16 protein-coding genes are annotated in these 22,135 nt (G+C 60.5%); 4 read left to right on the forward strand and 12 right to left on the reverse strand.

What is annotated here, in order from left to right:
* Positions 1–226: 226 nt before the first annotated feature.
* The 4 genes from ACTHNE_RS06655 to ACTHNE_RS06670 all read right to left on the reverse strand — a co-directional run bounded on the left by ACTHNE_RS06655 (position 227) and on the right by ACTHNE_RS06670 (position 4,274).
* On the reverse strand, positions 227–1,213 hold the full coding sequence (locus ACTHNE_RS06655) for a GlxA family transcriptional regulator (RefSeq protein ID WP_324943959.1): 987 nt from the start codon (positions 1,211–1,213) through the stop codon (positions 227–229).
* Positions 1,214–1,238: 25 nt separating this feature from the next.
* Positions 1,239–2,348 carry a DJ-1/PfpI family protein gene (locus ACTHNE_RS06660; RefSeq protein ID WP_324943956.1) on the reverse strand — a complete coding sequence of 370 codons (1,110 nt, stop codon included), beginning with the start codon at positions 2,346–2,348 and terminating at the stop codon, positions 1,239–1,241.
* A gap of 240 nt (positions 2,349–2,588) precedes the next feature.
* Positions 2,589–3,476 carry a phytanoyl-CoA dioxygenase family protein gene (locus ACTHNE_RS06665; RefSeq protein ID WP_440268819.1) on the reverse strand — a complete coding sequence of 296 codons (888 nt, stop codon included), beginning with the start codon at positions 3,474–3,476 and terminating at the stop codon, positions 2,589–2,591.
* A 303-nt stretch (positions 3,477–3,779) separates the two neighbouring features.
* The gene (locus tag ACTHNE_RS06670; RefSeq protein WP_324943964.1) at positions 3,780–4,274 is read right to left on the reverse strand and encodes a hypothetical protein; all 495 of its coding nucleotides are present in this window, start codon (positions 4,272–4,274) and stop codon (positions 3,780–3,782) included.
* An 869-nt stretch (positions 4,275–5,143) separates the two neighbouring features.
* Here ACTHNE_RS06670 and ACTHNE_RS06675 point away from each other — a divergent pair.
* Both ACTHNE_RS06675 and ACTHNE_RS06680 read left to right on the forward strand, forming a co-directional pair.
* On the forward strand, positions 5,144–6,079 hold the full coding sequence (locus tag ACTHNE_RS06675; protein ID WP_440268820.1) for a hypothetical protein: 936 nt from the start codon (positions 5,144–5,146) through the stop codon (positions 6,077–6,079).
* An 84-nt stretch (positions 6,080–6,163) separates the two neighbouring features.
* Complete coding sequence (locus ACTHNE_RS06680) at positions 6,164–9,547, forward strand: hybrid sensor histidine kinase/response regulator (RefSeq protein WP_324943947.1); 3,384 nt, start codon at positions 6,164–6,166, stop codon at positions 9,545–9,547.
* 123 nt (positions 9,548–9,670) lie between these two features.
* Here the strand turns inward: ACTHNE_RS06680 and ACTHNE_RS06685 are convergent, their stop codons facing one another.
* Positions 9,671–10,324, reverse strand: coding sequence for a response regulator transcription factor (locus ACTHNE_RS06685; protein WP_324943944.1), 654 nt, complete (start codon positions 10,322–10,324; stop codon positions 9,671–9,673).
* Between the two features lie 142 nt (positions 10,325–10,466).
* Between ACTHNE_RS06685 and ACTHNE_RS06690 the strand changes: the two genes are divergently transcribed.
* Positions 10,467–11,153, forward strand: a complete 687-nt coding sequence (locus ACTHNE_RS06690; protein WP_440268821.1) for a response regulator — start codon at positions 10,467–10,469, stop codon at positions 11,151–11,153.
* A 737-nt stretch (positions 11,154–11,890) separates the two neighbouring features.
* Here ACTHNE_RS06690 and ACTHNE_RS06695 read toward each other — a convergent pair.
* Entirely contained in the window at positions 11,891–15,274 is a 3,384-nt protein-coding gene (locus ACTHNE_RS06695) for a YadA family autotransporter adhesin (protein WP_440268822.1), read from the reverse strand.
* A 323-nt stretch (positions 15,275–15,597) separates the two neighbouring features.
* On the opposite strand from ACTHNE_RS06695, the gene ACTHNE_RS06700 reads away from it, so the two are divergent.
* Positions 15,598–15,825 carry a hypothetical protein gene (locus ACTHNE_RS06700; protein WP_324944184.1) on the forward strand — a complete coding sequence of 76 codons (228 nt, stop codon included), beginning with the start codon at positions 15,598–15,600 and terminating at the stop codon, positions 15,823–15,825.
* A gap of 64 nt (positions 15,826–15,889) precedes the next feature.
* Here the strand turns inward: ACTHNE_RS06700 and ACTHNE_RS06705 are convergent, their stop codons facing one another.
* From ACTHNE_RS06705 to ACTHNE_RS06730, 6 genes are all read right to left on the reverse strand, one after another.
* Positions 15,890–16,630 carry a polysaccharide deacetylase family protein gene (locus ACTHNE_RS06705; protein ID WP_440268823.1) on the reverse strand — a complete coding sequence of 247 codons (741 nt, stop codon included), beginning with the start codon at positions 16,628–16,630 and terminating at the stop codon, positions 15,890–15,892.
* A gap of 112 nt (positions 16,631–16,742) precedes the next feature.
* Positions 16,743–17,627, reverse strand: coding sequence for an alpha/beta fold hydrolase (locus tag ACTHNE_RS06710; RefSeq protein WP_324944190.1), 885 nt, complete (start codon positions 17,625–17,627; stop codon positions 16,743–16,745).
* Positions 17,628–17,719: 92 nt separating this feature from the next.
* A complete protein-coding gene (locus ACTHNE_RS06715; protein WP_440268824.1) occupies positions 17,720–18,220 on the reverse strand; it encodes an SRPBCC family protein in 501 nt (166 codons plus the stop codon).
* A complete protein-coding gene (locus tag ACTHNE_RS06720; RefSeq protein ID WP_324944196.1) occupies positions 18,198–18,560 on the reverse strand; it encodes an ArsR/SmtB family transcription factor in 363 nt (120 codons plus the stop codon). The genes ACTHNE_RS06715 and ACTHNE_RS06720 overlap by 23 nt, the downstream gene beginning before the upstream one ends.
* A gap of 287 nt (positions 18,561–18,847) precedes the next feature.
* Complete coding sequence (locus tag ACTHNE_RS06725; RefSeq protein WP_440268825.1) at positions 18,848–20,761, reverse strand: PKD domain-containing protein; 1,914 nt, start codon at positions 20,759–20,761, stop codon at positions 18,848–18,850.
* A 130-nt stretch (positions 20,762–20,891) separates the two neighbouring features.
* The gene (locus ACTHNE_RS06730) at positions 20,892–22,007 is read right to left on the reverse strand and encodes an NHL domain-containing protein (protein ID WP_440268826.1); all 1,116 of its coding nucleotides are present in this window, start codon (positions 22,005–22,007) and stop codon (positions 20,892–20,894) included.
* Between the last annotated feature and the right edge of the window lie 128 nt (positions 22,008–22,135).

Genomic DNA, 22,135 nt, shown 5'->3' on the forward strand with positions numbered 1-22,135 from the left:
ACTTAGCCCCACGCAAGTGGAAGGCCTGCGTGCTGCGCTGTATTTCCTTCGCCGCCATGGCGAAGGTTTGCTGCAGGCAGAGCGGGACGGTTAGGCCCATCGCGTACGCATGATTCGTTACCGCGGCACACCTACTGGAGATCGGTGTGCCGCACCTGAACCCGGCGCCGACGGTAAACCGATCGACATGATCGTGGCCGCAGGTAGCGGATGAGCAAGAACGTCCTTACGCCATGCTCGCAAAGCGTTGCCGAAACTGCAGCGGCGTGACGCTCCACCGGCGCAGGAACACGCGGCGCATGACCTGGTCGTCTTTGTAGCCTACTTGATCGGCGATCGTCTTCAGCGGCAGGTCGGTGGATTCAAGTGCACGGGCAGCGGCTTCCAGACGCATCGCTTCCACGGTCTTGGCGGGTGGGCGACCGACCTTGGCCTTGTAGATGCGCGCAAAGGTGCGGGGTGACATGTGCATTTTGTCGGCGAGTCGTTCGACCGGCAGCGATTCATGCAGATGCTCGGCGATCCATGCGTGCAGGCCGCAGAAGTCGCCATCGTTGCGCATCTGGGCCGCCAGCGGAACGCTGAATTGCGCTTGTCCACCGGCGCGCTTGAAGAACACCACCAACTGCCGGGCGATCTGGATCGCGATCTCATGGCCGTAGTCTTCCTCGATCAGGGCCAGGCTCATATCGATGCCGGAGGTCACGCCGGCCGAGGTCCAGATCTTCCCCTCCCGGATGAAGAGCGGCGTGGCATCGACATGCAGTGCCTGGTACTGCCGTTGCAGGCGCTCCGCCCATGCCCAATGCGTCGCCACCCGGCATCCGTCGAGCTGGCCGGAGGCTGCCAGCAGAAAGGCGCCGGTGCACACGGAACACAAGCGCCGTACCTTCGATGCCTGTTGGCGGATCCATTTGGCCAGTGTCGGGTGTTCGTCGTAGTCGTCGCCCCAGCAACCGCCGGCGATGATCAACGTGTCGATGGCCAGGCCGTCGAGTGCGCCGACAGGCTTGGTATCGATGGCGAGACCCGCGCTGGTCATGACCAAACCGCCTTCGGCCGACGCCACCATGGTCTCGTAGAGCGGGCTTTTTCCAGGATTGAGTCGGTTCCCGGTGGAAAATGCCTGCAGCGGACCACTGAGATCCAGCAAGTTGATGCCGTCGTACGTCAGCAGCACGATCCGGCGGGGCTTGGCGTTGGTTACGGTCATTGCCGGATGCCCAAAGTGTTGACCATTACAGTCCTTTCCACGGGTATTCGAATGCGAGCGCCGCCAGTCGCGCCGTCCTGCGGTTATAGCGTTTTGCGATGGCATCGAGCGTCACATCCAACATCTGGCCGTCTTTCGTTTCATCGTTCACGTTGAGGGTAAGCGCGGCCGGCGCTGCGGCACCGGTCGTTGTACTGGGTATGACCATCAACCCGCCGCGCGTGCGAACCGGTGCGGCCGTTGCGGCAATCACAACCGCCCTGCTGCGCATCGTGCGCGTCCAGGCTTCGGCCTGCAATGCCAGTGCAATCTCGTCAACGCCCGATGCGATCGGCATGGCTATGGTATCGGTGTGGTGCAGATGCATATTGACCCAGTCGGTAAGCCTGTCGCTGTTGCGTATCGAGAAGGCGTCGCTATGGTGCTGCGTGCTCCAATTCGCCACCCCTAGGGTTTGCGCAAGCGCGCTCGCCTGGCTGGTGCCGCCGATCGCCTCGACCAGGGCCAGCGCCGTAGGCATCGCCGCGGAAATGCCCGCACTCGATACGATCTTGCCATCGACGACGTAGCGTACGTTGGTTTGCCAGTGGGTGTCGGGGTATTTTGTGGTCCGCTCCGTATACGATGCCCAGTGGCCGGTTGCGGTTTTATCGTGAAGTAATCCGGCATCCGCCAACACTTCCACGCCGTCGCAAATGCTGACGAGCGTAGCGCCCTTGGCCGCTTGCGCCTTTAGCCATGCGACCTCTTCTTCGTGGTGGCTGCTCGTGGCGGGTACGATCACGTAATCGGCACCATCGGGGTAACGCGTATCGAATTGCGCCAATGACGCGTCAGGCTGGATGGTGACTGGTCCCAATTGGAGATTGCCGGTGTTCGCGCCTAGCGCCACGACGTCGGCCAGGCCGGACTGCGCCAGTACGCCATAGGGAACGACGAAGTCGGTCAGCACGGCGTTCTTTTCGGCGACGACGGCGACCACGGCGCGCTTGCGTCCGAATCGGGATACGTACGGCGCCATGTGCTCCGGCGTACCCGCCGCTTGCGCCGCCTCCTGGGCGTGCAGCGGAACTGTTTGGACGGTGGCTGCTGCAATGACCGTCATTGTTGCGAGCAGCAAGGAACAGAGCTTCATCGAGTACTCCGGCGGTTTAAGGAAAGCGTGCCGGCATTCTCAAACAAGCCCAAGGCTGCGCAAATGACATAAGAGAGGCAATTTCTGCCATGCGGGTTTTCGGGACGCCTGAAAAGAGCGGCAGGCCGAACAGGTCCATCTAATCGGCACGGATCAAAATCCGGCTTGCATTAAAAACGTTATCGGTAGCTGGCCAGAGCTATCTACCGATGGGTTTGAGTTGCGTCGAAGCCATCGCAGTCAAGATTTCCATTCCTCGGTATACGCAAAACGCGTAGGCCGTAGCGACATATATTGCACGACGCGTGGGCGCTGCGCGCGGTTCGGACTGCTTCCGTGCGGCAGCAGGTGATGCCAGATGATCATGTCGCCGCGCTTGGCGGCAATCGGCTTCATCGTCAAGGTGCGTGCGGCATGCGCATGCACATCCGTGCCTTCGGGAACGCTTTTCAGCCATTGCTTCAGCGTGCGATGAAAGCCAGGCACGCAGCTGAATGCTCCTTGATCCTCCGCTACGTCGGTGAGGTACAGGATGCCCTGCAATTCCAAGCAGTGCGGCTCGGCGAGGGTGGCGTCCCAATGCAAATGCGGCCCGGGAAACGGCCAGTTGTCGCGCTCCGGCGGATTGAATCCGCCCTGGTCGACGGTTACCCAAAGATCCTCACGCCCCCACAGTTGGGCATGGGCTTTATGAATGCGTGGCGCTCGACGATTAGCTACCAGCGTCGGATGCCGCAATAACGGCACCCAGATGGAATGGCCCAGCGATGGGCGATACCACGATTCCGGGTCGTCGCGATCCATTCCAAGAAAGTCGTAAATGGCCGTTTCCGTGCTTTGTGCTGCGTCCGGGCTGATCGCGTTGCGCAGGATGACGTAGCCCTGTTCGTCCCAGTGCGCAAGGTCGTCGGCACTCAGGCCTTCCACAAAATCGAGATTGCCGACTTCGGCGCCGACGGCCTCGCCTGCGAGTGCCCGCCGCAAGCGATGCAGCGCGGCTTCTTCCAGTTCGCCACCATTGCGCTCCCATACCCACGCCTCGAATTGCGCATAGCTCGGCTGCTGCTGATGCAGGTAGCGCAGGGTTTCAAGCACATTGAGTTGCAAGCCGGCCAGCAATGTCTTCACGACATCCTGCGGTAGCGGGGCAGCAGACCCTGGCTCGCATTGGCAAGCCCAGTAAGCATGCAGCTCCTCGATTCCAAGACTTGTCTCCATTTCCATCATCCGTGCTTTCGCTGCCAAAAAATAACGCGAAAACCGTGTAGTGTCGGCAGGATGGCTGCTCAACGGATTGCATTGCCTTGCATGGCCAACGGCGCGTCCCCTAAGCACGACGATAAGTAGCTGAAAGGAACGCGGCGCGCCACGCAAAAAGCATAGCGCGCCGTTAATCACCGGCGCCATCGAAGCGCATGTGCGGCCCGTGCCTTATTTTTGATCGGCCCCGAGCTTTTCGCTAAAGCCGCCGTTGAACGGCGATGCCTCACTGCTGACCAGGCAGTTGTAATCCTTGCCCTCGTTAAGAACCAGGATCGAGGATTTCGCCGCCTTGAAGTCGGTGCCGATGGAGAACAGCACATAATTGTTGGGTAGCGCGGAAGGACGGAACGCGCCGAATGCGTACTGCCCGGCAATACCCAGCGGCGATAGCTTGATCGTGAGCACTACCGGCTTGGTAGCCTGCGGAGACGGCAGCATCGACGATGCGCTCATAATCATCGTTTGCGCATCGACCGAATAGCGCGTGCTGACGGTAATACCCAAATACCGTGAATCCGGTGACGATACCTGCTTACGGCAAGCGGCAATATCTTCCGGCTTCTTATCGGGCTGCCCGGTCTGCAGCGTCGCGAACACGTGGGTCAGTTTGACCTTTGCTGTGCCAGTGACCGGAGCCGCAAACGCGGCGCCCGCATAGGACATGGCGGTCAGCGACAACGCACCGCACGCAAGCAAATACCCTAAATCTTGAAATTTAAAGCGCATACGAATTCCCTCCTTGTCGAAGTGATACAGCTGATGGCCTTTCTCGATGACATTCGAATAATCAAAAGCACAACACACCGGCAATCTCACTCACCTACTCAACCGGCACGCACCGCACCGATTATCAAAGGCGCTTTCCCATGCGACTCACAAAAACCATGGCGTGCAGACAACAAAATGGATGCGCACTCCACCCCCGATCGAGCAAATGCCCGATCGCCGGTAAAAAGCACGATAAAACGCAGCAGCTTGCAGCGAGAGCTAGCCAACCAATGGAAATACCAAAAGGATGCCGGAAATCCGACGACCAGGATGTGGCACCGCGAATGTGGCCATGCCTGGCCGACTCAAACGAATTCCTGAATTCCCCGATAGCTCGATGAAGCTATCATGCAACCATGTGGAATTGGCGTGAAATCCGGCTAACCCAACCCAGCGATTGAGCATGTTTCCAGGGCGGCCACTTGGCCATCACGATGGCCGCCTGGTGCTCGGCCGTACGTTGACCGCGAAGAAGTTCAACCGCATGATGCGTTATCGCATAGACCGAACCAGGGGCGGTCATGAATAGGATGTTCGGCGTATTAACAGCTACTCCGAAGTTGCATTTTTTACTTGGGTTCGTCTTTGCTCCCTATGCGCACCATCGGTAAGCGTAGGTAGAGGAGCGAAAGACGTCCTGACGCAATTCAACAAATGAAACGAGATGGTTAATAACATGGGCCATCTGCGTTGCCTCATCCGGCTTGCAACCAACTTCAGCAACCAGACGCCAGGCGTCGCAAATCCTTTTCACGGGAGGCGGTATGAGCTTGAACGTGGCCAACGGCACTACCATCCTGTCACATAAGACACATGGCTTTACACCGATTCTGGAGGCGCTTGCGTTTGCGATTCATCCAGGCAGCTCTGAAAACACGACAACGCTGTGCCTGATAGAAGCATCGCTACTGGTCACCTCACAAAACAATCTTGGTTTTGAGGGCATCAATATCACTCAGATCGAACGCAAGCTCGCGGCGCTACGAGAGCTGGTGATTGCAAGAGGCACGAAGGAGAAAAAGATCGGCATCTGGTGGGACGAGCAATGCGTGCTTTCCGGCCAGATCGGCGCACAATTTACGGCAACTGGCCTACCGAGAGCCAAGCAGACGATCTTATCGTCCGATAAGAAAATAAATAAGATACGCAAGTCGATCTTCACGCCGATGATGAACACGATCTTCGATGCTGATCCTGAAACAATGGCGGAGCTGATAAAGAAGTTGTCCAGGGAGATACAGCAAATAATCGTCGTAATGGATGAGGACATTTTCAGAAGGGCCCCGGACAAGACCGGCTTTCACGGCGAGTCGCGCATCCTTCGATATATCTTCATCAAGTGGGCCACGTCATACATAGTCACCAACTCCGCAGCCAAGGGGCTGCGCGAGACGCTTGACAAGAGCCGGGGCGATCCTGAGGGAGCGATACGTGGACGCCTGATTACGTACATGGAGCGAAAATTCGTATCGCGTATGCGGGAGCGCGGCATGATATTCGGCTCCAGCCAGGGCACTTGCAGTGGGTGTTGTCGTGCTCTGGATATCTGCTTTGCTGCACGCGGCCCTGCGGGCAACCCTTTCAAGCAATGGCTGGATCCGTTGGATTTAAGCGGTAGCCAGGGCACTACGACCTTCCAGGCCGTTGTCCGCCAACACGCACTCAATCTTGTCTTGTGTGATTTCGACACTTCTGTTTAATCAAGATGGGGCCGGTTAATGAGCCCTGGACTGGATTGGACTCAGGACTGGATTGGACTCAATTTCCAGCACCATGGAGGGCCAATGGATTCGCCCGCAGCTTTACCCGCTTCACGCACTGCCCCTCAGCGCCAGCTATCCAAGCTGCGCCGGCACCAGCGCCGCCTGCTGTTCGGCAGTGGCGGGGTGTTGAGCATCCTTATCCTGCTTACGGCGCTGGCCAGCGGCTATTCGGGTATTGTGGATTTCCACGCGCAGCAGTGGCAGGTCTTCCATGATGGACAGACCTCGGTCGATTACTTCCTGGCCCAGCGTGATCGGGCCTACGCCAGCAGCATGAATGCCAACGATGCCCTGTGGACGATGCAGCGACCCATGTTGGCAAGCACCGGCGCGCCTCTGGCCCACGCGTTTATCGAACACGGAGAGCAACTGCTGGTACGTGCCGAAGGCAAGCTGGCGGTGCCGTGGCTGGTGCTGGGCCAAGGTGCCGCCACCATGCCGCGGGAGGAACTGGCCGCCTACATGGGCATGCTGCAGGAATATTCGGCGTATACGGCGGCAAGCATTTCGGCGATCGATTCCAAAGAGCCGGTGTTCGTGTATGCCTACGAACCTTCAGGCAAGTTGCTTGCAGTGACTGGCGTGCGTGATGAAACAGAGCTGTTGCAGAAGCTGAAGGTCTCTTCGCGCGATCAGGCATTTACCGTGCTACGCGAAGGCGAGGAACGTTTGCGCGGCGCAAAGCCTGCTTCCGGCCCCATCGCAAGCTCGGCCGCTGCCGGGCGGCTAGTGTCGTACTACGATAAAAATCCGCTTACCGGCCAGCCTGCGCTGGTGGATTTATTGACCCTTACGGTAGGTGATCAACCCTATTTCCGCCGGGTGGTGTTCGAATCCATCGAAAACATCAAGGCGCGTCTGATGAGCGCCGTACCGCAGGCGGCATTTGCCGCCATCGACAGTGAAGGCGCGCAGGTGTTCGTATGCGGCCCGATGCCGCTGAAGGCGCGCGCTACCCTGGCTTCGCTCCGTCCGTCCGCAAAAAAACTGCCGGAGCGCCAGTACGCCGACGGTATTTTCATGCTGGCCGAACCATTGCAAGGGGTGGATTGGACGCTGGTGCATTTCTACACCTGGGGCGACGTGCTCGCTCAGGAAGGCCCGCAGCTGAGCACCATCGCCGGCATCGCGCTGATATCGCTGGCGCTGTTGTGGGCGATGCTGGTGCGGCTCGATCGCCAGGTGTTCGGTCCCGCATTGGCCGACGCTTCGCGCGTCTACGAAAGCGAAGCGCTGAGCCGGGTGATCATCGACACCGCGCCGGTAGGCTTGTGCCTGCTCGATCCGGACAGCGGCGCGCCCATGGTGGAAAACGAGGTGGCACGCAGCATGGCCGGCAAAGGCCAAGACGCCATGCCCGCGCCTTTGTATGCGCAGCTCGTCAAGCGCGCCGCCACGCACGGGGCCGCTTCCCTGCACGAATTCCAGTGGACCGAAGGCGATGGCGATCAGCGTCGGTATCTGCAGGTGGCCATGGCGTTGTCCATGTATCGCATGCGGCCGGCATGGGTTTGTGCGCTGCGCGATGTCACCACGCAGGCGCAACTGGAAGAAAACCTGCGCCGCGCGCGGCACGATTCAGAACAGGCGCGCCAGGCGGCCGAATCGGCCAGCCGCGCCAAGAGCGCCTTCGTCGCCACCATGAGCCATGAGATCCGCACGCCACTCAATGGCGTGCTGGGCCATCTGGAACTGCTGTCGCGTTCGAAGCTCGATCCGTCGCAGCGCGAACGGCTGGATCGCATCCGGCTTTCGGCCGACAGCTTGCTGGCGATCATCAGCGACGTGCTCGATTTTTCCAAGATCGAAGCCGGCCAGCTCGACATCACCTCTGCGCCGTTTGCCTTGCGTCCCCTGGTGGAGCAAGCCACCCTGCTCTACTCGCCAACGGCGCAGCGCAAAGGGGTGCGGCTGTTCTATGCCATCGATCCGGCCCTTGCGGCGAGCTATGTTTCCGATGTGCATCGCCTGCGCCAGATCATCAACAACCTGCTCAGCAACGCGACGAAGTTCACCGAATCCGGCCGCATCGTGCTGCGCGTATCGCAAGGCGAGCCAAGCAAAAAACGACCGCTCTGGCTACGCTTTCAGGTGGTGGATTCGGGCATCGGCATGAACGAGCAACAGCTTGGCCAGTTGTTCGATGCGTTTTCGCAGGCCGATTCCAGCATCTCGCGCCGCTACGGCGGCACCGGCCTGGGCCTGGCGCTATGCCGGCAGTTGGCGCAATTGCTCGGTGGCGAGATTCGAGCGGAGAGCACGCAGGGCGTGGGCAGCGTGTTCACGCTGGACGTACCGGTCGAAGCCGCGCCGCCGGAGCGCTCGCTGTCCGGACCGCTCGCGGGCCAGCGCATCACCTTGTTGTCGTTCGCTGCTGAATGGCGCCAGGAGATCGGCGCACTGCTGGCTTCGTGGGGTGCCGAAGCGAACGTCATTGCCCAACCATCCGAATGCCCGCCAGGCCAGGAATACGACGTGCTGCTGATCTTCGGCGAACCGCGCTCATGGAGCCAGGAAGAAGAAGGTGTCCTGATTGCCGGCCACGCGCGCGTCGTACGCGCCTATCAAAACGGCCCGCTGATTCCCGAACAACGTACCGACGCAATCTATGTTTCCTGCTACGCCAGCCAGGCGCTGCTGGGCGCCATTCGGCAAAAGAGCGCGACGCCGGCCGCGGCTGAAGCCGCGCCGGCTGCCACAAGAGCTGAACGCGGCCGGTTGTTGCTGGTGGAAGACAACCCGGTCAATCGCGAGCTGATCCAGCAGCAGCTGCAAGAACTGGGTTTTGCCGTCGACGCTGCTGAAGACGGCGAGCAGGCCTTGCTCAGCTACAAGCCAGATGTTCACCACGCCGTGCTGACCGACATCAACATGCCTGGCATGTCCGGCTATGAGCTTGCCCGTGCCCTGCGCGAACGCGGCGCAAAACAACCGATTCTCGCCATCACGGCCACGGCTTTGGCCAGCGAACGCACGCGCTGCAAGGCTGCCGGCATCGACGACTTGCTGCTCAAGCCGCTCACGCTCGATGCGCTCGATGGCATGCTCAATCGCTACGTTTCCATAAAAAACCTCGCCGCAACCGCTGCGCCCGCTGCCGAGCCCGAGCCTGCGCGCCCTCGCCTGCCGGAAAAGCTGCGCCGTATCTTCATCGACACCGGCCGCCGCGATATCAAACGCCTGGCCGATGCCGCCGCCTCGAACGATGTGCAAGGCGTGATCGATCTTGCGCATGCGTTCAAGGGTGCGCTGCTGATGATCGGCGAACGGGAAGCAGGCCAGCTTTGCTCCACGCTGGAATTGCGCCTGCACGAAGGTGAAGCGCTTGTCCTGGAGGAGGAAGTGAGCCGGCTGATCGATCAGCTGGATGCAGTTGTGCGGCGGTATGAGGCGCAGGTGGGTTGATCAAGATTGATGACTCCCGCGCCTTTTTTGGCCGCCGCAAAACCGGCAACGAAGCAGAACTGCAAGAAAGTGCTGTCGTAAGCAAGAGATGTCATCGTGCCGTTTCGTTGCCCCTTGTTCCCCTCAAACTTTGCCGGACGATGGCAATAATCCCAGCTCCGCAGCATGTTTGAACAAATCGGCATCCTTCTCGATACCCAGCTTAGCCATGCCGCTGGCCTTTTGCGTGCTTATCGTCTGCTTGCGCCGCTGCAGGCGCTCGGCGATTTCGCTGATGGTGATGCCACTTACGTACAAGGCCAGCACTTCTCGTTCGCGCGGAGAAAGTTTTGCCTTCGCGCGTGGCTTGCCCATCGGTATCAGCGCGGCAATGGTGGGTGACAGATAGCGACGACGGACATGCGCGGCCTGCACAGCAGCCGGCACGTGGCTGGTGTCGTCAGCCTTGCTCAAAATGTTTTCGATGCCCAGCGCAAGCATGGCCTGCACCGTAGCCGAACGGTCCATGCCCGTCATCACCACGATCGCCAGTTCCGGATAGCGATGGCGAAGAAAGCCAAGCAGCTCCAAGCCGTCGCCGTAGTTGCCGCCGGGCATGGCGTAGTCGGTGACCAGGACGTCGCACGGTTGCGTATCCAGCAATTGCACCAGCTCGGTGGAGTGGCTGGCCGACCCGACCAGTTGCAGCGTGGGAAACGCGTTCATGGACAATTCGATGCCCATGCGGATCATCGAATGATCATCCGCCACGGCGACCCGAATGCGAACGCTTTCCATGATGACCTCCGGCGAGCGGTACGGTATGGAGCATGCCCCGTCGCGCTGCCTTGCATTTTGGTATTAGTACTATAACGAGACCGCCCAGCCGCGCAAACAAACCGATCAGGGCGGCCTTCAAGAATAAGAAGGAGCCTACGCAGTGAACATTCAAGTGGTGATGGCCGACGATCACCCGGTGCTGCTGTCCGGCATGGACCATATGCTTGCCGGCATCCCTGACATCGACGTCGCCGGCCTCGCAAGCAATTCCACCGAACTGGTCGAGCTGCTTGAACGCCAGGTTTCCGTTGACGTGGTGGTGACCGATTTTTCCATGCCGCACGGTCGCCATGGCGATGGCATCACCCTGCTGCGCCTGCTGGGCCGACGGTTTCCCAAGCTGCGGAGAGTGGTGCTCACGGGCGTGGAAAGCTCCTGGATTCTGCGCAGCATCCTTGACGTGCATGTATCGGTGATCGTGAGCAAGACCGATCCTCATCATCTTTTGGAACCGGCCATTCGCGCCGCGTATGCAGGGCATGCGTATCTGTCGCCGGAAGTGGAACGGCTGGTTCGCGAAGCCCAAGCCGGTGGCGGTGCACCTGACGGCGCGGCGCTCACCAAACGCGAAACCGAAGTACTGCGCATGTACGCCGAAGGGCTCACCGTGTCAGAAATCGGCGACCGCGTCGGGCGAAGCCGCAAGACTGTCAGCACGCAAAAGCTGTCAGCCATGCGCAAGCTCGGCCTGCAGGGCGATGCGGAGATTTTTCAGTACGCGATGATGCATGGCTTGGTGCAGGCGTCGCAGGTGTCTCGGGGGCATGTTGCCGGCACGCACAATTAAGGATGCTCTGATCTATTCCACGTACCCGTCACCGCACTGTATGCGCGCCACGCCCTGCCCCAGTGGCGGGGGCTGACTGGGGCCGAGGCGAGGCGCGGGGGGCCCGCGGGGGGCGCCGCCCCGGGCGCCCAGGGCCGCGCGGGGGGGCCCGGGCTGGGCGCCCATACAGTGCGGCCCCAATCAATTGAATTTAAACGAGGGTGACGTCCAGAAGGCCCGCAGGCTGCGCCGCACGGCTTGAACAGACAGCCAGTCTGCCCTGCGCCGCGCGACACACCCTGCGGGTCTTCTGGACGTCATGCCGGGTGCGCGCAATAGATCAGAGCATCCTTAAGTGCTGGGTCTCAACTATGCGAAATACATTCCCTTCCCTGCCGTCATTCCCGCGAAAACGGAGACGTTTTTCAGCAGCGAATGCTGGTCAATCCATTTTGCGCTGACGCAAAACCGAAGATGGATTCCCGCTTTGGCGGGAATGACGGCCGGAAAGATTCGGGTTGTTGGTTACTCTTTGATTTTGTTGAAACCGTCGAACAAAAACGTGGGGATACCTCAGGGATTAGGATGGGGTTGCATGCGCTTGCCGTTCGTTTGAACTCAACCGCAAGAGTGCTTCATCCCAACCCCGGCCCTCCCCACGGGAGGGAGCAGGTTCGGCGATCTGAGGGACTCGGCAAAAAAAAACCGGCGCCCTAAGGCGCCGGCAAATTCAACCATCGGAACACTCGTTGTTGTTATTACCAACCCAGCGACATACCCGCGCCTACCGACACTTCGCCCGCCGAGGCCGAACCGCCGAACGACACGTTCAAGTTCGGCTTTAACTGGCGCGAGTAACCCACCGCGATCGCCGACTGGCCGCCCTGCATGCCCACACCCACGCCGACCTTGTTCGGCGTATTGATGCCCTGCGCGCTGAAGGCCATCTGGCCATAGGCCGCGCTCATCGCGCCCATGCGGTTGATGCGGCGGTCCACCTGATGGAACTTCTGGTTGGCCCAGTCCTGCACGCCGTTGACCGCGTCCTGCACCTGGCCCCAGTTGGCCGCATCCGTGCGGGCCGTGCCGGCGGCGACGTTGGTGATCTGGCGTTCGTTGCCCGCCGAGCCCACCGACACGCTGTTGTCGCGGTCGGCCACCGAGCCGTTGCCGATGGCGACCGAGTTGTTGCCGGTGGCCGTCGAGCCGCTGCCGATCGCGGTGCTGTTGCTGCCGCTGGCGTTGGAATTACTGCCCACCGCCGTGCCGTTGTTGCCGCTGGCCTTGGCACCGCTGCCGATCGCGGTGCTGTTGTCACCACCCGCGTTCGCGCCGTTGCCCGTGGCAGTGCTGCCCTTGCCGGCGGCCACGCTGTCGTTGCCGATTGCCGAGCTGTTGTCGCCGGAGGCATCCGCGCCGCTGCCGATCACCAGGCTGTTGTCGCCCGTACCGGAGCCCGGACCGTAGCCCGGCGTGCCGCCACCGCCGCCACCGCCACCACCGTTCTGCTCGATCGTGGTCACGCGGCCATCCAGGCTGGTGTACTGGCTGTTGAGCTGGTCGAACTTCGACTGGAAGGTCTGCTGCATCGTGTACAACTGGCCGCCGTTCACCGCCTGCATGCTGCCGGAGGCGATCAGGCCGCCGGCCAGGTTGTCCAGGATCGTGCCCTTGCTGCCACCCAGCGTGGCCTTATCCAGCGTGAGGCTGTCGTACACCACCGCGGCCAGCGGCTTGCCTTCCGGATCCACCAGGCCGGCGGCCTTCAGCTGGGCAATCGTGGCCGCATCGGTATCGGCCGTGCCGTTGGCCACGCCGCTCAGCACGCGCGCGCCGCCGGTGCCGCCGATGTTGACGGTGCTGCCGCCGCTGCCCGCACCCACCGTGATGGCGCCGGCCGCATCGGCCTGCTGCACCAGGCCCACCGTGCCGTTGCTGATACCGTCCAGCGTGGTGTTGATGGTAGTGATATCGGTGCTGTTCTGCGCCACGCGGCCATCGATCTGGGTGAAGGCATCGCCGATCGAGGTGTAGTCCTTGGTGATCGGGTCACCATTGCTGTCGGTGCCGGTGGTCAGCGTGTACGTCGGCGCCGTGATCGTGCCGTCGGTGTCGACCTTCGCGCCACCGCCGATCGCATCGGCGATGCTGTTGGCCGTGGCATACAGCTGGCTGCCGTTCACCGCATCGGCGCTGACGTTGCTCACCTGGCCGGCGCCCACGCCAGTCAGCACGCGCGTCTGCGCTTCATTGGTGGTGAGGTTCTTGCCGGTGAAATCCACCTTGTCGCCGTCGATGTCCTTGCCCACGGTCAGGTTGGCGCCCTTGGCCGCCTGCTGAACCAGGCCGGCCGTGCCGCTGGTGAGATCGTCCAGCGTATTGTTGATCGTGGTGATGCTGGACGAATTGGTCGCCACCCTGCCATCGACCTGGGCCAGCGCATCGCCGACCGAGCTGTAGTCCTTGGTCACTGGATCGCCGTTTGCGTCGAAGGATTCGGTCAGGGTGTAGGTCGGCGCCTTGATCGTGCCGTCCGTGTTCACGCTGGCTTCGCCGCCCAGCGCGCTGGCCACGCTGTTGGCCGTGGCATACAGCTGGCTGCCATTCACCGCATCGGCGCTGACGTTGCTCACCTGGCCGGCGCCCACGCCAGTCAGCACGCGCGCCTGTGCGGCGCCAGCGGTGTCCTTGCCGGTGAAGTCCACCACCGTGCCGCCGGTGTCCTTGGCCACCGTCAGGTTCGACGTCGCGTTGGCCTGTTGCACCAGGCCGATCGAGCCGCTGCTCACCTGGCTTTGCAGGGTGCTGATGCTGGTGGTGTTGGTCGCCACGCGGCCATCGACCTGGGCCAGCGCGGCGCCGACGGAGGTGTAGTTGCTGGTGACCGGCTTGCCATCCGCATCGAAGGAGTCGGTCAGCGCATAGCTCGGCTTGCTGACCGTGCCGTCCGCGGCCACATTCGAACTACCGCCCAGCGCGGTCGCCACGCTGTTGGCCGTGGCATACAGCTGGCTGGCGTTCACGGCATCGGTGCTGGTGGCGGAGATGGTGCCAGCGGCCATGTTGACGATCTTGCGCTGAGCCGTAGAGCTGCCCACCGACACGGTGTTGGCCGCATCGGCGACCGCGCCGTCACCCAGTGCAACTGAACTGGCCGCCGTGGCGGTCGCAGCATTGCCGATGGCCACGGAGCCGACTGCCGAAGCGTTTGCGTTATACCCGGTGGCGATGGAGTAATCACCCGAAGCTGTGACATAACCGCCTAAGGCTACGCCTTCCTGGCCTGCGGCGCTCGAATGGTGACCGAAAGTGCTGGCGCCCGTAGCTGTGGCAGTAGAAGACTCGCCGACAACCAGCGCAGAGTACGCATTGGCCGTGGCGTTCACCCCGATTGCCGTAGCCGAGTAACCGGCATTGGGATTAATGGCCTTGGCATTGGCACCCAGGGCAAGCGTATTGGTACCTGACGCGTTACTAGTGCTGCCAATCGCAATGGCGTTGATGCCGCTCGCAGCATTTGCTTGATTACCAAGTGCGACTGCATACGCAGCATTTGCGTGGGCTTGCGAGCCCAGCCCGACCGCGTAGTCGCCACTTGCCATGGCTTGCGAACCAAGCCCAACCGAATATGCGCCAATGGCATTCGCACGCCAGCCCACGGCTACCGAAGCCCATTGCGTGGAAGTCGTACCGGTGCCGATGGCAATAGAGTTATAGTTGGACGCAACCGCCGGGGTGCCGCCCGAATCCAGCGAATTGGATATCGCAATCGAGCCTGCACCCGATGCGTTGGACTGGGCTCCGATAGCTATGGCGTTCAGGCCCCCCGCTGTTCCGCCGCCAACAGTCAGGCTGGCAAGAATCCCGACGCTGCGAGTTTGAATCATTGCCGACGCATCGGTATCACATTGACCAGCCGCATCTACCGTACCGGTCTGACCGTTGGCTGCAGTGCAAGAAGTTCCTACCACCTCCGTACTCTGCGCTATTGCGGCGTTGCCGCCAAAGCCCAATCCCAGCGCCACCGCCGCAGCAATGCTAGCCACGGTCGATGCCTTCTTCTTGCGGCCCTTGGCCAGTTCAGACGCTACCACCCACTTGCCGGTGTTGGCGTTGAAAACGATGCGATAGATGGTGTTCATGCGATCTCTCCCGATGGTTGAAGATTTTTTCGGGGCGTCCTTCTCCGCCGCGCTGGCCGTTGACCGTGCGGGGATGGCTGTGAGGTTTCAGGACGCCGTGGCGCGGTGTGCGCTTCCGACAGGACACATCGTAGAAATTCGAAGCAGGCGAACCTATCGAACTCGGCTGATTTACGATTAGAACTAGTCTTAAATTGGTGGGGTCAGGCGGATGGCGTTAGTGGACTGACCGATGCCCTGCGTCCTGATAGCCGGGGATTTCAGCTTTATGGTGGCTGTGTTTTCGAGGGCCTTCGCCGGGGCGGCGACTCGGCGCTCATCAGATGTCGCGCAAGCGCCAGGCCTTTACAGAAATTTTGCGCGCACATCTCAAAAGAACGCGCCACACGCAGCTTTTCACCCGTCCTTGCAGCGAAGCCGGCACCGGAGACGACGGCGATGTGTTGTTGGTGAACCCGGCAGACGGCACGCGCACTACGGTGAGCGATTTCGGCATGGCCACGCAGGGTGCGTTGGGTTTCGAGCCCAGCGGCCTATTCGTCACTCAATAATCTTCACCCAAGGAGCGGGTTATGAAAACCACGATGCGAAAGACTGCTGAGTGGGCTGCCTGCGTCAATGGCTCGAATGCGTGGTGGCGTACTCGATCACGGTCGAGAACGGCGCTACCCAAATCGTATCGGCATGCGCTTTGAGATAGGCAAGAAGCTGAGCGTGGGCTTGTGCGGATACGGAGAGGTAATCGCCGCCCACGCCGTGGAAACCGAACACGATCATTCCGCCCTTACTCTCGGCATCCTGGACAGCGGCGATCAGATCAGCGCCGGTTGCGTTCGAGGGGAAAAAGCGCGCCGGCACATCCATCGGATCGAGCGGATGCTCTGTCGGGTCGGCGGCCCGGGTGTAGCGTACCAACCCGCTGGCGCGCAGCGCCGGAAGATAATCGACGCCTCCGGCCAGGTGCTGGCCACACGGTGTGGCATAGCTGTGCTGCAGCTTGCCGTCGATCGCCGTCAGCATGGTGTTCATCGTGCGGATTTCCGTCAGCATGGTGTCGACATCGTAGGTTTCGCTGGTGTCGATCTTTTTTGCGGGCGGATAGTTGGCCTGTGGGCAAGCGTGGCGAATGGTGTGGTTGCCGAGTTCGTGGCCCTCGGCTGCGGCCGACCGCCAGCGCGCAACCTGCTCCGGAGCAATTTTGCTGCCGATCAGGAAGAATGTTCCTTTGAGGCCGGCGGCGTCGAGCGCGGGAATCGCGATGTCGAGTTGCGAGACAAGCGCGTCGTCATAGGTCAGCACCACGGCCGCCCGCTTGCCGTCTGGCCAGGACCCGGCCACGGCCTGGGTAGTCATCATGATGATTACCAACAAAACCGATCCGATTCGCATCATTGCCCTTACCATTTACGTTGCTGTGCCGCAGGCCACTGTAGCCATCACCCGCTTTAAGAGCCAGCTCCGTGAGCGGTCAACCTGCCGCCTTCAATCCGTTTCCCAGGAAGCGTCCAACGATCTCCGACAACATCGGCTCGACAGGAAGCGTGTAGTGCGTGGTGTCCGGCACGATCGCGAGCTCGTTGGCGGGCCGCAGGGAGCCATCGATTCCGGCATCGCGCTGGCCGCCTCCCATCGCCTTCCAGAATTCGACCATGTGTTCGGGCCGGATGGCGTCGGCGTCGGCAAAGACCAGCAGCGTGCGTGCCTGAAGTTTGGCGACGCCGGCGCTCCAGTCGAAGGGGCGTTTGGTCAGCTCACCGACCTTCCTGAAGAGCTTGGTCCAATCGACATCGGGATAGGTCTTGCCTAACGGTGATGCCTTGGCGCCAGCGCCGAGCGTGGCAGCGTTGGCCTCCAACTGTTGGAAGGCCGTGACCACTTCCGGATAAAAGCCATCCTGCCTCATCGCACCGGACACCAGCACGAGCCGATCGACCGCGTGCGGATGACGGATAGCGGTCTGCAGTGCGACGTGGGAGCCCAGCGAGTAGCCCATGATGTCGGCCTTGCCGAAATTCAGATGGCCGACCAGCGCGGCAATGTCGTCGCCCATTGCTTCGCAGCGCAATGGCCTGCTCGTGTCCGGCGTGCGTCCATGTCCCTGGAGATGCACGGCGATCACCTGGCGGCCCTTGGCCAGTTCGGCCAGGTTGCTCCCGAAGCAATCGGGGTTGATGCCGCCATGGAGAAGAATGAGCGGTTTGCCGACGCCATGCACCCTGTAAAACAGATGCTGGCCATTGACGTCGGCAAAATGCCCATTCGAAGCGGCGCGCGTTTCCTTGGCTTGAATGGGAAGCGCCGCAGTCAGCACAGCGGTCGCCACGGCAGTCTTCAGGAAATCGCGTCTGAGCATAGCGTCCTCACATGGCGCCGAGTTTGGCCAGCGCGGCGATGATCGTGTATTTCATCGTCATTCCCTTCCATGCGCCGAGGGCCGCAATGAAGTCACGATCTGTCCGCGAGCAATTCATCCAGCTGCGCGAACTGTTCGGGCAGGCCTTCGGCCGAACCGGCGAGGGCTTCGTCGAGGGCCTCTTTGGTGGGGTAGCGTTCGTGGAAGGTGACCAGCGTCTTGCCAGCATTTTCTTCGAACGTCACCGTGGTCACGGCGCCCTGCTCGCTTTCTTCGTTTGTCCACACGATACGCTTGTTCGGCGTTACTTCTTTGTACGTGCCGAAGAATGCCATCGGCTGATCGAAGTCAGGGTGGCTAAACGCGAGACGATACTTGCCCCCGGTGCGTACATCCATGTCACACGAAAGCAGCGACATGCCCACCGACTTCGGAACCCACCAAAGCTTGAACAGTTCGGGTTTGCTCCATGCTTCGAAAACGATGTGCACGGGAGCATTGAACGTTCGCGTCACGAGCATTTCGAAGTCGGATGTGCGCTCCACGGTGGTGCGGTTCGTGGCGGCGGAACTACCTTCTTTTACGTTTGGCATCTGCCTTCTCCTTACGTTTCATGTGTTCGACAAGCTCGTCCAGCGCGTCGAAGCGCGCGCTCCAGAGTTGACGGTGTTGCTCGATCCAGGCGGCCTCTTCTTCCAGCCGGCGCAGCCCGAGCTTGCAGGTTCGTACGCGCCCGACCTTCTCCGTGGCCACTAGCCCCGCCTGCTCCAACACGCTGACGTGCTTCTTCATGCCCGTGAGGGTCATGTCAAACCTTTGGGCAAGGTCGGTGATGGAGGCGTCTGAAACCCCGAGCTGCTCCAGCACGCCGCGTCGGGTGACATCGGCGAGTGCGAAAAACGTTGCGTCGAGGCGAGCTTGATAGTGAACCATATGGTTCACTGTAAGATGCACGCGCTACCCTGTCAATCCGGACCTACACTGCGCATGCCAGGCGCGGGTAAAGTTCCGACTGGCGGCCTGATGGCGGGAATCCCTGATCGAATTCGTGTGCACACCTCCGACACCTCTTCCTGATCGCCATCGCGACAAGGGAGGTTCATCGATACGCGTTATCCCAAACCATGCAGTCGCCAAGGCACTCTCAGGCGAACGTGCGGATAGCCGATGCGACGAAAACAATTACAGTAAATCGTGTGTCGCAAATTCGTTATTGGAATTCAATGCTGCCTGTCTATCATTCCACATGCTGGTTGCTCACAACCCTTTTTTCCATTTGACAACGCTTGTGCAGGCTGGACTATAAGCTCCCTTTCGAACCTGATCACATGCGTGCCATCGTCGACATCGACGATAATTCGGCCATTCACATCGTGCGTAACGTTGAGTGCGCGCAGGGCTCCGGCCGGATTGGATCCGATGCTTCCCGTGACAATGCCTCCCACTGAGGACCACCGGTAGTGAAGCGGCAGACCGCCGGGGTTGATCACATGCACATACACCGGCACCAGCTCACCGCTACGCACAGCGCAAGGAACAGCCAAAGCACCGGACAGTTCACCAGCAGAGTCGCGATGGGCCTTGACGCTGACTTCCTTGGACGCGCTCAAGCCCGATGCGTTGGTGACAATCAACTCAAACGTATACGTGGTATCCGCCGCAACGGAAGGAATGGATGCCGTGGTCGATGCCACTCCTGCGTCTTCAATGCCCGCTGCCGGCACCCCACCTACCAAACGCCATTGGTAATGCAGCGCACCACCACCCGGGTTGCTTGATGCGGTGCCATCCAAGGCAACCGTGGCAGCACCAGTGACGTCTGCAGGTGAGACAGTCGCCTCCACATTAGGCGGAACGGCATCGGCGGGTGGCGGATAAAAGTCGGCCACCTCCTCGCGCCGCTCATCAATCACGCGCGCAACGTCCTCGTATTCGGCTGTACCGGTCGGCACGCCATCGTAGCTAACATGAGGACTCGACCAGTGATCAATGAGCGGGCATGCCGCAATGGTTTCGCACCAGTAAGCCATGACTGTGTGAAAACTTACCTCGCCCCCCCTCAGCTTGTAGCCGTGCGCGTAAAGTGGCTCGTGCGTACCAGACGTTTCCCGATCATGGTAGGCGCCGATGTTATGGCCAAGCTCATGCGGGAAGGATTTAAGCCGGCAGCGAGGAGTAGCGGTAACCACCGACATGGCGCCCTCCTTTCGCGATCGGATGGTTGCCACACCGCAATAGATCACCTTCTCGATGAAGATCGACGCCAAATCCGCCCGCTGCCGATCACGGAAGGCGGCGATGGGCTGGCCTAATTCGGGATCGCTAGGGTTCAGCATTTTTGTCAATACATTGTTGTAAGCGTCTGCGTCAACGATCTGTGTCTCGTCGAAATCGGTCTCCAAGGTGCCCGCATGTTCAAACTCGATCGGCACGCGACTGTTCTCGTTCACCTGGTTGGCATAGGCGAAGTACAGGGCAACCTCTGCGTCCAGGTCAGCCATGGATTCCTTGAATTGACGCGAAACGGCGATCATCACTCGAATGGTGCTGAAGGCGGTGTGCGGTCCGAGGTGACGTTCTTTGGCCTGCGCCGCACGCTCCTCGACCACCGTGTCCTCAGGCGGGCGTTTGTTCGAATCGATGTGCAGGATCGCGTGCAATCCATTGCCCAAGGGCAGAATCTGGTACTCCTCACCATGGGTGCGCACCAGGCCAGTCAGGTTTTCACCATGGCGCACCAGCATCACAAGATTGCGACTGTCCACAGGCACCTCGCCGGATAAAGGCCGGGCCAAAGCATGCTGCGCATCGCTCTGCCCCACCCATAACGACATGCCGCCCGGCAAGGTTCTGTAGCTGAGCCGATGCGCACGCACCCTCAGCCCACGGGTGAGAGGCACGTCCATCGTCTGAACATTCAACGCCATGGATGCCATGTCGACCTTGGCCAGCACGAAGCTTGCCACCGCCTCATCATGAAGGCGCGCCGTCCTCGCCGGACTCCCTTGCAGCAGTTGGCTTTGCTGTGAGGATTCGGGTTGTAACTGCAGAATCTTTCCGCCCTCTTGCGCTGCTGCGCAGCCTGACCACGCGAGGAAAAGGGCTGAAACACCACACAACAGCATACTTCGCATGACGGACACTCCTTGACCAAGATGCCATTGGGGTTGGAAAAAAAGAAATGGCGCCAGCGGTAAAACCGGCGGCAAAGATCACTGCCAATTTCTGCGGCCCCTTCTGTCTCAGAGCATAATTTCCTAATGTCTATGGCATCAGGATGCCAGGAAGAAGACCAACCTTGCGCACCATGAAGTTGAAGGTATCGCTGAGGAAGACATCACCTACGGGAGATACCGCAACACCGGTGGGAAAATGCAACTGCGCTGCTGTAGCCGAACTGCCATCGCCACCGTTGTAGCCATCGGCTGCGGAAGCGAGGCCGGCGACCAGCCAGATATTCCCTTTGCCGTCGACTTTTCGGATCTGGCTGTTTTGCGTATCGGCGATATACAGGTTGCCTGCAGAATCGAAAGCCAGATTGTGCGGCTCGTTCAACAATGCACTGGCCGCCAGGCCGCCGTTACCCGCGTGTCCTTTGACATTCGCTGTTCCCGCCGCAATATGGATATAGCCGGCCGAATCGATGTAGCGCACGGTGTCTTCTGCCGTATCGGCAATATAGAGGTTTCCATTGCGTGGATTGACAGCCAGGCCTGAGGGGTCGGCCAGCGCCGAGCTGGTAGCGGGAATATCGTTGCCACCGCTGCCTTCGGCGCCGTTTCCGGCCACCGTCGAAATTATGCCGTCCAGATCAACCTCGCGGACGCGCTGGTTGCCCGCATCGGCGATGTACAGCACGCCGTTGGCATTGAAGGCCAATGCCGCGGGAAATTTCAACTGCGCGGAAGTGGCCCGGCCGCCATCGCCCGAAAAGCCTTGGATGCCGTTGCCGGCGAAAGTATCGATGATCCCGGTGGCAAGATTGACCCGCCGCACCCTGTTGTTGCCAAGGTCGGCGATATAAAGATAGCCGTCGCGATACGCCACCGCTTCAGGCCAGTACAGGCTGGCCGAAATCGCCGCACCGCCATCGCCTGAATAAGCTTTCGAACCGTTGCCTGCAACGGTCGTGATGATTCCAAGTACGTCGATCTTGCGGATTACTGCGGCTTCCGGGTCGGCGATATATAAATCGCCCAAGTCGTCGAATGCCAATCCATCGGGCAATTCCACTTGAGCATTGATGGCAACACCGCCATCTCCCGCATCATTGGGAATATTGTTGCCGGCAATCGTATAGATCGAACTACCCAGTGCGCTGACTGGCGCCCCGAAGGTCCTCCCTGCAATCAACAACATGGTGAAGACGCCGGCAATCATGCCGTACCGCGTAAACGAGGGAATCCTTGCGTGCATGACGTCTTCTCCCATGAAGACCACAATGTATGGGTGCTTATCCTATCTCTAGACGCTTCGGCCTTCCGGCATATCAAACCGTGAAACCCGAT

Origin of the sequence: Dyella sp. (assembly GCF_051954575.1) — a bacterium.
Taxonomy (GTDB): domain Bacteria; phylum Pseudomonadota; class Gammaproteobacteria; order Xanthomonadales; family Rhodanobacteraceae; genus Dyella_B.

Coding starts and splice junctions, on each gene's coding strand:
- ACTHNE_RS06655 (WP_324943959.1), bottom strand. CDS start 1,213: ATGACCGTAACCAACGCCAAGCCCCGCCGGATCGTGCTGCTGACGTAC.
- ACTHNE_RS06660 (WP_324943956.1), bottom strand. CDS start 2,348: ATGAAGCTCTGTTCCTTGCTGCTCGCAACAATGACGGTCATTGCAGCA.
- ACTHNE_RS06670 (WP_324943964.1), bottom strand. CDS start 4,274: ATGTCCTATGCGGGCGCCGCGTTTGCGGCTCCGGTCACTGGCACAGCA.
- ACTHNE_RS06675 (WP_440268820.1), top strand. CDS start 5,144: ATGAGCTTGAACGTGGCCAACGGCACTACCATCCTGTCACATAAGACA.
- ACTHNE_RS06680 (WP_324943947.1), top strand. CDS start 6,164: ATGGATTCGCCCGCAGCTTTACCCGCTTCACGCACTGCCCCTCAGCGC.
- ACTHNE_RS06685 (WP_324943944.1), bottom strand. CDS start 10,324: ATGGAAAGCGTTCGCATTCGGGTCGCCGTGGCGGATGATCATTCGATG.
- ACTHNE_RS06695 (WP_440268822.1), bottom strand. CDS start 15,274: ATGAACACCATCTATCGCATCGTTTTCAACGCCAACACCGGCAAGTGG.
- ACTHNE_RS06700 (WP_324944184.1), top strand. CDS start 15,598: ATGTCGCGCAAGCGCCAGGCCTTTACAGAAATTTTGCGCGCACATCTC.
- ACTHNE_RS06705 (WP_440268823.1), bottom strand. CDS start 16,630: ATGATGACTACCCAGGCCGTGGCCGGGTCCTGGCCAGACGGCAAGCGG.
- ACTHNE_RS06710 (WP_324944190.1), bottom strand. CDS start 17,627: ATGCTCAGACGCGATTTCCTGAAGACTGCCGTGGCGACCGCTGTGCTG.
- ACTHNE_RS06715 (WP_440268824.1), bottom strand. CDS start 18,220: ATGCCAAACGTAAAAGAAGGTAGTTCCGCCGCCACGAACCGCACCACC.
- ACTHNE_RS06720 (WP_324944196.1), bottom strand. CDS start 18,560: ATGGTTCACTATCAAGCTCGCCTCGACGCAACGTTTTTCGCACTCGCC.
- ACTHNE_RS06725 (WP_440268825.1), bottom strand. CDS start 20,761: ATGCGAAGTATGCTGTTGTGTGGTGTTTCAGCCCTTTTCCTCGCGTGG.
- ACTHNE_RS06730 (WP_440268826.1), bottom strand. CDS start 22,007: ATGATTGCCGGCGTCTTCACCATGTTGTTGATTGCAGGGAGGACCTTC.